This window comes from Paenibacillus sp. J31P13, assembly GCF_056269295.1.
This window is the reverse complement of record NZ_JBWDNR010000005.1, coordinates 50955-65180: the sequence shown is the minus strand read 5'-3', so window position 1 is coordinate 65180 and position 14226 is coordinate 50955. Positions and strand designations below refer to the sequence as shown.

The following is a 14226-nucleotide window of genomic DNA, read 5'->3' as shown; positions in this document are numbered from 1 at the left end:
TACTATGGTGATCGGAAGGAGATCTATCTTTGAAGTATGCGGTAATTGATCGAGGAGATTCATTATCCAAATCGTTAGCAGAAAAGTTTCATACCTTAGCCAGTGAGCGCGGATTCATTCGAAATGATGAATCACCGGAAATCGTCATTTCCATAGGGGGCGACGGTACGCTTCTGCAAGCTTTTCATACGTATGTGGAGCAAATAACGAATGTTGCTTTTGTTGGTATTCATACCGGCCATCTGGGATTCTATGCAGATTGGCAAGCTGATGAGCTTGAAGAACTCGTCAATATGATGGCTACGGAAACACCTAGGGTAGTAAGATATCCTTTAGCAGAAATCGAACTCGAAACACCGACGGAATCCCGTCATTATTTATCACTAAACGAATTCACGCTAAAGGGAGTCGACGGTACGCTAGTCGCTCAAATTAATATCAATGATGAGTTGTTCGAAATGTTCCGGGGTGACGGCATTGTTATTTCCACCCCATCGGGAAGCACGGCTTATAACAAAAGCTTGGGCGGGGCAATTGTTCATCCGTCCATCGAGTCTCTGCAAATCGCCGAAATTGCTTCCATTAACAATCGCGTATACCGAACATTAGGCTCATCCGTGCTGCTGCCCAAGCATCATCAGTGCGATATCATTTCCAAGAAGGAACAGCGGATTCAACTTACCATCGACCACGTCAGCATTATGCGCAGCGACATTCGCTCTATTAAATGCTGCGTATCCAGCCGTAAGGTAAGCTTTGCGCGTTACCGTCCTTTCCCATTCTGGACAAGGGTTCGCGAAGCATTCCTTGGATATGACGTTCATTAACTATTAGCTCCCTATAGAAAAAGACACTGACCGCCCTTAAACGGGACGTTCAGTGTCTTTTTTGTTTGGTCGATTAGTCGCTTCAGCCGATGCTGCTGCCGTTTCATTTGCTGCAAGTCTGAACGGCTTCTTACCGCGGTTATCATTTCCGCGAAAATTCTTTTTCCCTTGATTCTCGCGTTTTCCACCGCGTTGCTCGCCATTCCCACGGTTTTCTGCACCGTTATCATTATTTTTCCGGCTCTCTCCGCCGCTGCTATTCTCATCGCTGTTGCGATTTTCATTGTTGCGATTAGAGCTTCTATGACGATTTTCACGATAATTATGTTTCTGTCTTTCTTGTATCGGAGCAGGAGCAGCTTCCTTGGCACTCGCTGTTTCATCCTCTTCTCCGATCTCAAATTCATCAGAGCTCTCAGCTTCATCAGCTAATGCATCAGTCTCGTCAGTCTTTGGACGTTCATAAGCGTCCAAATCGAAGTCGCCGGGTTCTTTCTTCGTACTTTGTGACTTCTCAAGTATGAAATAGGCACAGCCGAAATTACAGTATTCATTAATGTAATCTGACATACTGGAGAATGTGCTGTCCTTCGTCGCCTTCTGATGATTATCGCGAAAAAAGCCTTTTAACCGAAGCTGGCTATAGCCCCAATCACCAATTATGAAATCATAACGCTCAAGGACCTCGCTATATCGATCGCGAAATGCTTCAGGATTCCAGCCATTTCTGTTTTCATGAACAATCTCGTATGATTTTCCGCCGATATGAATCAAAGCCATTGTCATCACCTCATCTTGAACGTCAATTAAATGCCGCTTGAGCAAGCTCCAGAAGAAATTTCTTGTTCTTCTACAACGCTTGCAGCAATGGCTGCGTGAGCCGAATCCGTTTGCTCATGCGCATGATAAGAGCTGCGTACTAAAGGTGCAGACTCTACATGTCGGAAGCCGCGCTTCAGTCCTTCTTCTTTCAATTTTGCAAATTCATCTGGATGAACATAACGAACGATTGGCATATGTTTAGGTGTAGGCTGCAAATATTGACCAAGCGTCAATATGTTAACATCATTAGCACGCAAATCATCCATCGTTTGCAAAATCTCGTCCCATTCCTCGCCTACGCCTAGCATAATACTCGATTTCGTTGGAATTTTTGGCTTCATTTCTTTAGCGCGTCTCAACAATTCCATCGTACGGCTGTATTTCGCCTTCGCGCGAACCCGATCAGAAAGTCTTTCTACTGTTTCTACGTTATGATTCAGTATGTCAGGATTAGCATCCATAACAATTTGCAAAGCTTCTTGATTACCTAGAAAATCTGGGATAAGGACCTCGACACGACAAAACGGCATCCGTTTACGAATAGCTCGTACGGTTGCTGCAAATATGGATGCTCCGCCATCTTTCAGATCATCACGCGCAACGGAAGTTACGACACAGTGCTGCAAGCCCATTTGCTCAGCTGCCTCTGCAACCCGTTCCGGCTCATCCAAATCAAGCTCTGTCGGCATGCCTGTCTTAACTGCGCAGAAACGACAAGCACGCGTACAAATATCGCCCAAAATCATAAAGGTAGCTGTACGATTAGCCCAGCATTCATAAATATTAGGGCAGCGTGCTTCTTCACAAACAGTGTGCAATGTTTTGGAACGCATCATATTTTTAATTTCGGCAAAGTTGCCGTCTGTTGCTAATTTTATGCGGAGCCAGTCAGGCTTTTTTAGTGTTTCTCGTTGTTTCATAAGGCATTACCTGCTTTCAAGTTCATTTATATTTCCTAAACTCATGGATGTATTATAACAGATTTCCAATAAAAATAGCACTTTCTTAGGTTTTCGTTTACGATCATTTGCTTGTTCTTTGCTGCTGTAACAATATGTATAAAATTTTCAAAGACGAACGATCATGAACAAAGCGTATAAAAACCAATGATTTGCAAAACATAACCCCATAACCGTCATGCTTTCCGGAAGGGTGAGACGATGAAACTGACTATTTCCATTGTTGCAACAGCTATATCCGCGGTTTCCCTGTTCATTGCTCCCCCCTCTAGCTTGGCATTTGCGTCTCCTGCCTCAGAACGAGCATCGGATGCGATAGAAATGCAAGCAGAAGCGGCAGATGGGGACCCGTTTGCAGAACGCAAAGACTTATACAACAAATTAAATGTACTAACTGATGTCCCTTGGTACTGGATAGCGGCTATCGATCAATATGAGCGGTCTATGTCAAAAGTGAAGCCGAAAGCAAGACCTCCGCTCGGAAACACCGTTGGCGTCTTCATTGATCAAGAACGATGGGCAGGCATATTAAATCCTGATGCCGAAGATAATTCACCGCTTTCGATTCGCTTTTTTGACGGAATGGGCCGCGACGGTGACGGCAATGGTCAAGCTGAGCGAACCAATGATGTAGATTTGCTTTATTCACTCGTTAATTCAGTCTCTGCATATGGAACATCTGATGATGATTTCTCGATCGGTCTATGGCAGTATTATCAAAATAATCGCTCCGTGCAGCGCATTCAGCAATTTGCTCGCATTTACGCCAAGTATGGTCAGCTTGATCTGTTTGAACATGCCTTTCCTGTTCCAATCGGTAATCATTATGCTTACAACAGCACGTGGGGAACCGGTCGAAGCTGGGGCGGCAGAAGAACCCATGAGGGCACGGACATTTTTGCTCCGCATGGTCTGCCTGTTCGAAGCACCTGTTACGGTATCGTTGAGGTGAAGGGCTGGAATCCTTTTGGCGGCTGGCGGATCGGCATACGGGATCTCAACAATTATTACCACTATTACGCTCATCTGTCCGGCTATGACAAAACAGTCAATGTAGGCGATGTCGTGAAGCCTGGTCAAGTGGTAGGCTGGGTAGGCAGCTCGGGCTATGGTAAGCCTGGGACGCAAGGTAAATTCCCACCTCATTTGCATTACGGTGTATATAGTGATCGCGGCTTATTCGAATGGTCATTCGATCCTTATCCCATGCTGAAAAGATGGGAGCAGGCGGAGCGCAAACGATTACGTTCAGGAAAATGAAATAATGAAATAAAAACGACTTTATCATCCGACCTTGCGGATTCGATAAAGTCGTTTTTTTGTATATTAATTTGTATTCCCGCTAGTTGCGTTATTAGTAGAGCCGCTATGCTCATTCGTTTTTGCCGATTCACCAGTTGTTGCTTCATTAGCAGGATTCGTATTTTGAGATCCACCATTTGAAGAACCCTCATTGCCGATGTTCTCGGAGGATGAAACACCGCTTCCCTTCCCTTCTCCAAGCGGTACAGAGATGTTCGGTGCTTGCGCGGCAGAATCGCCAATTGGCTTGCCGGTATTATCGTAATAATACATTGGCACATCTCCCACAACGAGCAAATAGGAGATTGGAATGTCTGTTTCAACAACTTCGGGTTCCGTATCGAATGGAATGATGATTGTAACCTCAGCAATTATGCGAATGTATACCTCAACCAAAATCATATTGATGCCAGCGTTCTTTTCTCTGGTGCCGAGATCAACCTTTGCAACACCCACAGGCTCGAACTTCACTGGAATCCGCGGTCCATAAGAGGAAATTATCGCACTGTTAAGCGCATGTCCGATTGGAATATGCTCTGGGATATCCTTCATTTCATTTAATGTCGCTTGCACCGTATTTATCGTTTGCGAGGTAATTGTCATATGCTCAGAGTAATTAAGCATGAAGCTAGACACTTTTCCGTCTTTATCCATCTTCCAATCAATTAAATTCTCGGTATTGGGCTGGTTGGCCACCTGCTCGGTGATCGCTTTATTTATCGCTTGAGTCGCCATTTGCTTTATCCGTATTTTCGCAATATTCATTAAAGGAGGCCGTAGATTTTTTTCAATATAGATGAAGGACTGAACAGAGAAAATCATCATAACAACGAGCGTGATCATGACGAATGTTCTTTTCCGAAAACGAGGCCTCGTAGGCTGCCCCCCCCAGAGACCGCCTGAGCCTGATGAGCCGTTGCTGCTTTGCTTACGGCCGCCGAGCCGTAAAGTTGATCGGCTGCTTCCCCACTTAGCCCCTCCAGTCGTACTTGAACGTGCTCCCCATTTTATAGACGATGAACTTGTTCCCTTTCCCCATTTCTTAGGAGCAGGTCCTGTCGATGAGGAGCCTGAGCGGCTGCCCCAGCTTACTGTCTTCGTTTTTGCAAATGATCGACTTGAAAAAAACGACGTTCGACCGCCTCCCAAGAGGCGAAAACGAAAGCCCTTCCTGCCCCATTTTGCCAATCCAATCCCCTCCTGCTGCATCCAGCCCGCTTCCTATATAGATTCTTATGCAATACTCGGCCAAAAAAGAAGACGGCCTATCCTGACCCGTCCTCCATGGAGGCAGTTGGCGCAAGCTAGAATGTGATGGGAGGACATGAAAAAGAAGAGCACAAGCTGTTCCCAGCCTGCGCTCTCCTCTATACTTTCATCTCGCTTCACCTGCAAATGAATTACAGCAAGGAACGAATGTATGCGATGTTGCCCTGCAGAAGATTCTCCGAGGATGCCGATCCGCTAAAATCCTCGAAGCTAAGCCATCCGTCATAGCCGGTTGCTTTCAAATCTGCGATAACCTGCGGCCAGTGCACAATGCCTTCCGAAATGGGTGACCAAGCTGCTTTCCAAATAGGAGCATGCGGCTCCCTTTGATTATAAGAGTTGTCTGCAGCCATATTGGGCAACGCAGCGTCCGTACGCTTCCATATCGCATTTTTCACATGAACATGTGCTAAATACTCACCCAGCACCTCAATGCCAAGCTTGTACTGCTCAAAGCCCTCGTAAACCATGTTGCCAGGGTCATAAATGACACCTATTCGTTCAGGATCCAGCCCATCAACTAGCTGACGAGCTAACGATGCGCTTGATGCAATATTGCCGAAATGCACCTCAATTGTACCCTTAACCCCATAGGTTCGACTTAATTCCTGGGTCTCATGCAAATAAGTTCTCGCTTCCTTCAACAGGTCTGAATAATGTCGAGAGCGATCATAGCCCGGCACACCGATACGAACGGACGGAGCGCCTAACAGCTTTGCCGCACGCATAGCTGTCTCCGTTGCTGCAAGGTCCCCTGACCCAATGTATGCAGCTAAATTGGGCACAGTAAGACCCGCAGCTTCCGTACGTTCCCGTAAAGCATACAATTCTTCATCCGTTGCATTTGTTTCTAATGTAGAAAAGTTATTTCCCCAAAACGAAGGCGCTTCTCCTCGTCTAGCCGGATCATTATTAGTAAAGCGCCATTCGACGCCATCATAGCCATTTGTGCTAAGGAGCTCTAAGGTATCATTAATTGAGCAATCTGGCAGCATTACAGTGAATACAGATAGCTTCATGCTTCACCTCATCTATTATTTTTTTGTTAATACTACCAGCTTAGCACATGGCGTGCCTCATCTCTTCGCTCAGCTTTGCCTATATGGCATGCCTATTTGACTGTGATTGCTATTCCAACTTAAAACCAATCGCAACAGCATCATGGACTTTGCAATACGAGATAGTTACGATACACTAATATAAATCGATTACCCTATGAAAGGAGCTTTCGCATGGGCATAAACCGCCGTCTTAACACCGACAGTGATTTCGAGGAAGTCATTGAACAGCAGCAGCGCATACGCGTCTTTCAGGATAATCAGCTCATCGATTCCAGCTCGCTAGTCGTGAGATTTGACGATAACCTTATCGTAACCCAATCGGGCGTAAGCGATATTGCCTATCATAACCGGAAAGAATGCGAATTTTTTGTGCTTAGAAAACGTTAGGCTTATTAATTCAGAAAAAAAGGTGTCGCCCTGATCGCATTCGCGGGAGAGGCTGACACCTTTTTTGCTTTTGAGTGATACCCTCACATACTCCCCCTCCGACAATATCTAATACCTGGTACTATAAGAAGTTAGTACTTTCGAATATAGGAATATAAAGTAAAATAAAGATATCAAGAAGACAACAACAACTCAATTCGGGAGGCTATCTCAAATGGAAAAAATAGAAACGATTCACACTCGCAAGCCCGCTAACTTTTACCGTAGACGCAACACACCAACGTACACTTTTATGGCATGGGCTGCTTTCCTCATCGCAAGCGGATTCGAATTCATCGGTATCTATACGCTTAAGCAGCCGATGTCTGTACAAGGCTATTACGCTGTAACCGGCGTACTCTTGATCATTACTTCCTTCCTTCTGCAAAAAATAGCGCGCGACAACGACGAAGATAAATTTATTAGAGAATATCAACCCAGCTATAGAAACCGCAATACTGCCGCTTTTACATTCATGGCGTGGGCAGGCTTTATCATCGCTGTTCTCGCTCAATATATCGGTATCTACAACTTGGAGGAGCCGCTCTACGTAAAAGGCTACTACGCCATTGCCGGCGCTTTTCTAATCGTTGCTTGCCTTGTCCTTCAGAAGACAATCCGTGACAATGAGGAAGATAATGCGCATTTGAGTGCAGATGAAAACTTTGAAGCCTAGAAGATAATAGAAAAGCCTCCCTTTCATTTGAAGAGGGAGGCTTTTCTTATTTCAGAACAGGTAGATTCAGCTGTTCAATTTCCGCCTACTCTACTTTAATAGAATCAAAAAACTTCTCTTGCACGACCTTGGCTGATTTGTCTAGCAAGCCTTGAAGGTCTGCGCCTTTTTGTGAAAACACTTCCTGTAGGACATTCGTTAATTCACCATAGTAATCCTGTGTATTGTATTGGGCTTCTGGCTTGCCGTCCAGTAAAGAATCGGACTCCGCGTTGTATTTGTATACGTTGTCGTATTTATTGAAAATAGCTTGTGCTTTTTGACCATATTCAGAGCTGCTGCTGTAATAATTCATTTGCGGCGGGATGAAGAATTTTCCTTCTGCTTGGCGTTTTTGAATATCTGCTTCAAGAGACTCTAGACCTTTATCAGTGAAATAATCAAACGTGATGTATCGAAATGCCATTTCTTGCTCATCTTTTGTAGCGTTAGGATTAATAACAAGATAGTCACCGCCAAGTATACCTGTGTGCTTGCCGCCCTTCTCAGCAGCCGGCATTGGGAATGTCAGTACATCCTCAGGCTTCATGCCGCCTTGGTTGAGCGCTTGTTCCAAAACACCTTCTGCTCCTGCGATAACCATTGCCGTACGACCTTGGGCAAATGCTCCGACCGCATCTCCCCAGCCAAGCGCCCAGTCCTGTGGAATCGCGTTAGCTTCCCATCTAAGCTTGTTATAAAAGTCGAGTGCTTTAAGACCAGCTGCTGAATTAAAGGTTGCCTTCACCTTGCCGTCAGCAATTTCTTGAACCTCGCCTCCTGCTTCAAATAAGAAGTTGGTCCAGTTCCAGCCTGCTTCTGTTCCTTTACCCATCGGCGCGATACCAGAGATACCCTTCTTAGGATCAGCAATCGCTTTAGCCGTATTGTACATATCATCCCATGTCCAATCATAAGACGGAACGGCAACGCCTTTATCTTCAAGCATTTTTTTGTTCACGACTGTTGTTGTTACATAGGCTTTCTGAGAAACCCCGAACACTTTGCCATTTATTATGAATTGACTTTGCAGAACCGGGTTGATTTGATCCTTGAATGCGTAAGAATCCCAAAGCTCCGTTATATCCGCAACCCAGCCGCGCTCCTGCAGAAACTTCGCTTCTGTAGCCCATGTATTGAAGAAGGTCGGCGCTTCATTTGCAGCCATTTTGATGCCGATTTCACTCGGGTTATAATGCCAGTCGCTTTTCACAATTGTAACGTTAGGGTATGCCTCGTTAAATCGTTTAATTTTATCGTCCTCTAGCTTACGATTTTCAACCTGATCAGGCAATGGATAGTAAATACTGATTGTAATTTTCTTGTCTTTAATATCTTCCTTAGGCGGGTCCGTTGCCTTCGTTCCAGTGTTATCCGTTGCAGCGTTAGTTGGCTTAACCGATTCCTTTGGATCATTTTTCGAGTTGCTCCCTCCGCTGCAAGCAGCCAGAATCGAGCACAGCATTACTAGGCAAATCATGACGGCGATATTTTTCTTTGGCATTGATATTCCCCTTCTCCATTCGTATTTTCGCTACATCACCATCATAAAGGAGGCGCTTTCAATCGGGCGAGGTGTATTCCTATTCCGATCATGTGCATACTTACGAACCCTTTAACCCTTAACCCCGCCAAGCTGAAGCCCACGCATGATGAATTTCTGGAATAAGAGGAAAACTACGATCGGAGGAAGCATCACCATAGTAAGGATTGCAAAACGAATGTTTAGATCCAGCCTTCGGGCATTTATGACGTATTTATATACTGCAGTAGCAAGCGGATATTTGTTGTCGCTATGCATGACAAGAGATGGCCAGAACCAATCATTCCACGCTGTAGAGAAGATGAATATGGCTAGTGTAGAAAAGATCGGAATCGATAACGGCACCGCGATCAGACAGAAGCTTTTCCAGTCGGATGCTCCGTCAATTCTAGCTGCTTCTATCATTTCATGATGAATGCCATCGAAGAAATTTTTTAGGAGCAGCAAATAAAAGGCGCTAGCGCTGGCAGGGAGCCAGAATGCAGCATACGTATTAAGCAAGCCTAAATCCTTCAGATTAAGAAAATTCGGAATGATGTAGGTACTAGGCGGGATAAACAACGTGATCATAAAGAAAAAATAGATGCCTCTTTGATAAGGGACATTCAGCTTCGATAAACTGAAGGCTGCCATCCCAAGCACCATAATAGTCATAATTAAATTTCCGCCGAAAATCATAAGTGTATTTTTCAAAAATTGCGGCAGGTTAATGAAGTCCCAGCCAATGCCATAGTTATCGAAATGCCACTCCGCCGGCAAAAAGTGTGGAGGAAAAGAGTTCACCTCTGTGTTTGCCTTCAGACCGTTAAACAATGCGCTCAATACCGGATAGAGCATAGAGCCAACCATTATTATAATGACAACAATGACAAAAAGAAGGCCAAACTTATTCGTACCTTTACGATAATCATAACTTGATAAAATTCCACGCTCTAAGCTCTTCATGACTAGCTTGCCTCCCTGTTGTTCAGCTTAAATTGCAATAACGCCAATCCGCCAAGAACAAGAAACATAAGCACACCTAACGCGGATGCAACCCCGTAATCAAGACGAGTGAAAGCATATTTGACGATAAGAAGACTATAGGTTAGCGTCGCTTTATTAGGGCCGCCATCCAGCAAGGCAAGCTGAGATTGAAATCCTTGTGTAGTTGCAATTAGCTGAAGTAGGAACAATAGAAGCACCAAGCCTCGTATAGAAGGAAGTGTGATATGCCATATTCGTCTGAAAATCCCTGCTCCATCAATTTCCGCAGCTTCATACCAATCTCGCGGAATGCTTAGCACAGCAGCTAAATAGATAAGCATGCCCGATCCGAACTGCTGCCAGGTTTCCATTATGACAAGTGAGATCATCGACCAGCTTTTGTTGGTCAGAAAAGCAATTTGGTCCGCGCCTGCTTCCGTCAGCATCCCGTTGATGGGTCCAACCGGATCATAAAACCAGCGCCATAAGCCATAAAGAACAACCGCTGGAATGACATTGGGCAAATAAGCAGCCACTCGTACAAAGCCTTGAAAGCGGCGCAGCTCAGAGATGGCAATCGCAAACAAAATCGGAACCCAGAAACCGATTACTAAGCATAAAAACATGTAATACAGCGTGTTCTTCACACCAATCCATACATCAGGATCATCGAATATCGTTTTGTAATTTTGGAATCCGACGAATTCATTTCCCTTTACAAAGTCGATCGTATAGAAGCTGTAAATAATCCCTTTTGTTATTGGCACCCACAAAAACAAAATAAAAATAATGGCCGCTGGCAGCAGAAATAAATAACCCGAAACATGCTTTTTCCACCTGCCAGTTCTCCTCCGTCCTTCCATATAGAGCGGCTCGTCTACTGTCACTGGTTGATTCATCCGTTTTCCCTCTTTTCTTTTCTATCGCTCCATTTTATTTTAGAAGCAAGGGGGCTCGTTGATAATGTCCATATCCAAGTGAATAATAGCTATTTTTACTTCATTTTATTTCTTCTCATCCTTCTTCAGCTCACTGGGGCTCATGCCGTAATATTTTTTGAATATTTTGCTAAAATGCTCTGGCGATTCGTATCCGACCCGCTCTGAAATCTCATATCTCCGCAAATCGGTGTTCAAAATAAGCTTTCGGCTCTCCTCCATCCGAAGCTTGATCACATATTCCCAAAGATTGCTCCCTGTATCCTTCTTGAACAGATAGCTCAAATAATTAGGACTAACATGATTTTTCTGTGCCACTTCATGCAGCGTTAGACCCTTTTGCGCAAAATTCCGATCGATGTAAGCCTTTGATTTCTCTACAATTAAGCTGTTTTGCTGGCTTAGCTCCTCAGCCGTTGGTTCCTTCGTATAGGTGCTCCAATTGAAGTCACCGTAGTAAAATACAAAATGATCCGGATGCTCCCGATTCCACATCATCGCCTTGCTAGCCTGTTCGCCCAGCATCCCCAAATATGCGATACCACGCGTAATTTGGCTAATGCCAATAACACAATGCAGCTTTAAATATTTGTGAATATTGTAATGAAGGCTGCGCCCGATCATATCCAATTGATTCATTTTATTGACACTGACTTCTCCAAACTCACTCTCATCCCATTGAATAAGAACACTTATTTCTCGATTGGGTGAGTAAAAGGCTAAATAATTCCATTCCTTATCAAGCAGCTCATTCACGATATTTAGAGCGGCATACTGCAGAAGCAAGGCATCGCTTGCCGCAAGCTCTTGATCCTTATCGAACCTATTCAATCGAAGCTTAATAACCGCATAATAAGGCCCCTTTAACGTTATGGCATAACGCTCCCAGAGCAGCTTTACAAACTCCTCCGAACTACTTTGCGTACCTGACAATAGCCCGTTAAGCAGCTCTGTTCGCTGCGGCAGAGGCTCCTCCATATGAAAATGCACCAGCAGCTTCGATAAAAACTGCTCCTCGGACGCTGACGGCTTATCTAGTTTGAGCAGTACATTCCTAACAGAATCAAGAAATTGAATGTTATTAAGCGGCTTGATCATATAATCCTTGGCACCCAGGCGGAGCGCCATTTGCGCATATTGAAACGTTTCGTAAGCAGAAATAATGATGGTCTTCACCCATGGCTTTAACAATTTGGCTTGATGCATCAGCTCAATGCCGTTCATAGAGCCCATTTGAATGTCCGTTATAAGCAAATCAATTTCTTCAGTCCGCAAATAATCAAGTGCTTCATAACCGCTAAATGCCATATATACATTAGCTAAGCTGATATCGGAAGCTGACAGCAGGCTATTTAGTCCCTCACATATCAACGGCTCATCATCTACGATCAAAATATTGTACATGCCGGTTCCTCCCCATTGAATCACTCTATTATTTGGGTTCATCATGGTTAAGCGGAAGGATAATGGTCACCACCGTTCCACCCTTCTCTCCCCTTTTGTAGCTCATTCCGTACATATTGCCAAAATGAAGCTGAATGCGCTGCTGAATATTTCGAATCCCATAGCCTAATGAGTGATCAGACTTATCCCCGCTCAGCATACGATCAAGCGAGCTGTAGTCCACTGCCTTATGTCCATTATCTTCAACCTTTATCGTGACTCTTTCACCCTCCACTACGGCAGATATATGAATCTCTCCATCCTCGCCCATAAACTTAACGCCATGGATGATGGCATTTTCAATTAGCGGCTGTAGGGATATTTTCGGAATAAGGATCGTACGAGCCGCATCGGGTATGCTCCAGACCGTCTGAAATTCATACTTGTAGCGCTTCTGCTGCAGACTGACATAAGCGGAAGCATGCTCCAATTCCTCTTCGAGTGGAATAAGCTCTCTTCCCCTGCTCAAACCTATTTTCATCAGCTTCGATAAATCCTTAATCATTTCTGCCGATTCGGTATTTCCCTCCAGTGAGCTCTTCCAGTAAATACTCTCCAGCGTGTTATAGAGCAGATGCGGATTTATTTGTTGATAAAGCAGCTGTAATTGCGACTCCTTCTGCTTAATGTCCATTTGATATTTATAGTGAATGAGTCCATTCAGCCTTCGCGCCATATCATACAAAGCAGCTATTAATACGCCTACCTCGTCTTTTCGTCCTTTGCCCGGTGTCTCCGGCACTAGCTTACCAGGCTCATAAGTGCCAACAAACTGCGCCAGCTTCTGCAGTGGCGTCATAAGTGAACGCCAGAAATAAACCATTACAACGCAGCCGAATAGGATATACGCAATCGATATAAGCTGAATGACATGCTTAAGCTCGTCTTGCTGATTTAATAAAGAGCTAACCGGAATCTGATAGACAAGCTTCTCTTTCAGAATTCGGTTATAGTTGACCACATAAATATAGTCTGCCGTCATAAAGTTAAGTGTTCCTTCCGCTTCCATCTCATCTTTAATTGCGATTTGAGGCGGCAGCGTCAAAGTCTTGCCCATCATCTCTGTATTCGATGCTGCAAGCACTCGGTTCGACCAGTCCGTAAACATGATCTTACCGTCTGGAAGCGAAACTGATTTCAATGATTCCGTGATCTTCATGTCCATCTTCGTTGCTACTAAAACCCCTATGATACCGTTTCCAAGAGTAACGTTGCTAACTGCCCGAATATAGGCTAGCGTACTAATTCTGGATAATCCCACGTTAGAATTAATAATTTCCATATAACCTTTACTTTTTAAACCTACCGCATCATCAAACCAAATGGGTTTCGTGCTATCAGAAAAAAAATAAACCCCAGACTGCATCAGTTGACGTTTTGGAGCGAAAAAATAATAGTCATGCGGATCATACACATATAGGGAGTAATAGACCGCTTCTCCGCCATTAATAGGAAGCGAGTAGCTCGCTAGCAGCTTATCGACCTTATCATATTTCCGTACCCGCTCAATGACGGTATCGCTTCCTCGCGGGATAAGCTGCTGCGTTAGCGGATTTTGTATAATCGTTGTCGTAATTTTACTGATTGTATCCATATCTCGGTTAATCAAGGTGTAGTTTTGCTTGATCAGCTCGACATAGGCATTCGTCACATGATTTTTGAGCAGATGCTCCGCCTTCATATTTCCATACCAATGCAGCAAGAAAATAGGGCTTACCATTACGAGAAACAAGAGGATCAGCTGCTGCTTTATGTTCATTCTTGTCATTGGATTACTAAAAACGGTTCGCATGCCGGCACCTCCGACTAATAATTGTACTATAGCAAATAAAACAATAATTCCGAGTGGCTATTTCTATCCTCTTCACGCATGAAATTGATGCCCATCGTAGAAATACACCTATTTTTCATCCGCTTCTGCTCAAATCCAATTAGGAGAGAAAAAAGTGCTGCTA

Annotated in this window: 13 protein-coding genes and 1 pseudogene; 5 read left to right on the top strand and 9 right to left on the bottom strand. The window is 44.3% G+C overall.

The genetic code is table 11. From position 1 onward, the window contains the following. Positions 1 to 29 precede the first annotated feature (29 nt). The gene (locus tag AC0YOD_RS17535) at positions 30 to 827 is read left to right on the top strand and encodes an NAD kinase (RefSeq protein ID WP_475800614.1); all 798 of its coding nucleotides are present in this window, start codon (positions 30 to 32) and stop codon (positions 825 to 827) included. Between the two features lie 36 nt (positions 828 to 863). On the opposite strand, the gene AC0YOD_RS17530 is transcribed toward AC0YOD_RS17535, so the two are convergent. Together AC0YOD_RS17530 and lipA are read right to left on the bottom strand one after the other, a co-directional pair. Continuing rightward, a complete protein-coding gene (locus tag AC0YOD_RS17530) occupies positions 864 to 1607 on the bottom strand; it encodes a YutD family protein (RefSeq protein ID WP_475800613.1) in 744 nt (247 codons plus the stop codon). 26 nt (positions 1608 to 1633) lie between these two features. Beyond that, positions 1634 to 2569 carry a lipoyl synthase gene (lipA, locus tag AC0YOD_RS17525; protein ID WP_475800612.1) on the bottom strand — a complete coding sequence of 312 codons (936 nt, stop codon included), beginning with the start codon at positions 2567 to 2569 and terminating at the stop codon, positions 1634 to 1636. A gap of 240 nt (positions 2570 to 2809) precedes the next feature. Here lipA and AC0YOD_RS17520 point away from each other — a divergent pair, with 240 nt between their 5' ends. Then, positions 2810 to 3868, top strand: a complete 1059-nt coding sequence (locus tag AC0YOD_RS17520) for a M23 family metallopeptidase (RefSeq protein WP_475800611.1) — start codon at positions 2810 to 2812, stop codon at positions 3866 to 3868. Between the two features lie 66 nt (positions 3869 to 3934). Here the strand turns inward: AC0YOD_RS17520 and yunB are convergent, their stop codons facing one another. After that, complete coding sequence (yunB, locus tag AC0YOD_RS17515) at positions 3935 to 5098, bottom strand: sporulation protein YunB (RefSeq protein ID WP_475800610.1); 1164 nt, start codon at positions 5096 to 5098, stop codon at positions 3935 to 3937. 212 nt (positions 5099 to 5310) lie between these two features. Next, positions 5311 to 6198 (bottom strand): sugar phosphate isomerase/epimerase family protein, encoded by an 888-nt coding sequence (locus tag AC0YOD_RS17510; protein ID WP_475800609.1) that lies wholly within the window; start codon positions 6196 to 6198, stop codon positions 5311 to 5313. A 213-nt stretch (positions 6199 to 6411) separates the two neighbouring features. Between AC0YOD_RS17510 and AC0YOD_RS17505 the strand changes: the two genes are divergently transcribed. From AC0YOD_RS17505 to AC0YOD_RS17495, 3 genes and pseudogenes are all read left to right on the top strand, one after another. Then, positions 6412 to 6627, top strand: coding sequence for a hypothetical protein (locus AC0YOD_RS17505; RefSeq protein ID WP_475800608.1), 216 nt, complete (start codon positions 6412 to 6414; stop codon positions 6625 to 6627). 214 nt (positions 6628 to 6841) lie between these two features. Further along, positions 6842 to 7057 (top strand): annotated as a pseudogene (locus tag AC0YOD_RS17500) (YiaA/YiaB family inner membrane protein); the annotation flags it as partial. An 84-nt stretch (positions 7058 to 7141) separates the two neighbouring features. Further along, on the top strand, positions 7142 to 7342 hold the full coding sequence (locus tag AC0YOD_RS17495) for a YiaA/YiaB family inner membrane protein (RefSeq protein WP_475801023.1): 201 nt from the start codon (positions 7142 to 7144) through the stop codon (positions 7340 to 7342). Positions 7343 to 7427: 85 nt separating this feature from the next. Here the strand turns inward: AC0YOD_RS17495 and AC0YOD_RS17490 are convergent, their stop codons facing one another. From AC0YOD_RS17490 to AC0YOD_RS17470, 5 genes are all read right to left on the bottom strand, one after another. After that, positions 7428 to 8885, bottom strand: a complete 1458-nt coding sequence (locus tag AC0YOD_RS17490; protein ID WP_475800607.1) for an ABC transporter substrate-binding protein — start codon at positions 8883 to 8885, stop codon at positions 7428 to 7430. Between the two features lie 111 nt (positions 8886 to 8996). Beyond that, the gene (locus AC0YOD_RS17485) at positions 8997 to 9869 is read right to left on the bottom strand and encodes a carbohydrate ABC transporter permease (RefSeq protein ID WP_475800606.1); all 873 of its coding nucleotides are present in this window, start codon (positions 9867 to 9869) and stop codon (positions 8997 to 8999) included. A gap of 2 nt (positions 9870 to 9871) precedes the next feature. Further along, the gene (locus AC0YOD_RS17480) at positions 9872 to 10789 is read right to left on the bottom strand and encodes a carbohydrate ABC transporter permease (protein WP_475800605.1); all 918 of its coding nucleotides are present in this window, start codon (positions 10787 to 10789) and stop codon (positions 9872 to 9874) included. 105 nt (positions 10790 to 10894) lie between these two features. Next, entirely contained in the window at positions 10895 to 12232 is a 1338-nt protein-coding gene (locus AC0YOD_RS17475; protein ID WP_475800604.1) for a response regulator transcription factor, read from the bottom strand. A gap of 28 nt (positions 12233 to 12260) precedes the next feature. Continuing rightward, positions 12261 to 14063, bottom strand: coding sequence for a sensor histidine kinase (locus AC0YOD_RS17470; protein ID WP_475800603.1), 1803 nt, complete (start codon positions 14061 to 14063; stop codon positions 12261 to 12263). Between the last annotated feature and the right edge of the window lie 163 nt (positions 14064 to 14226).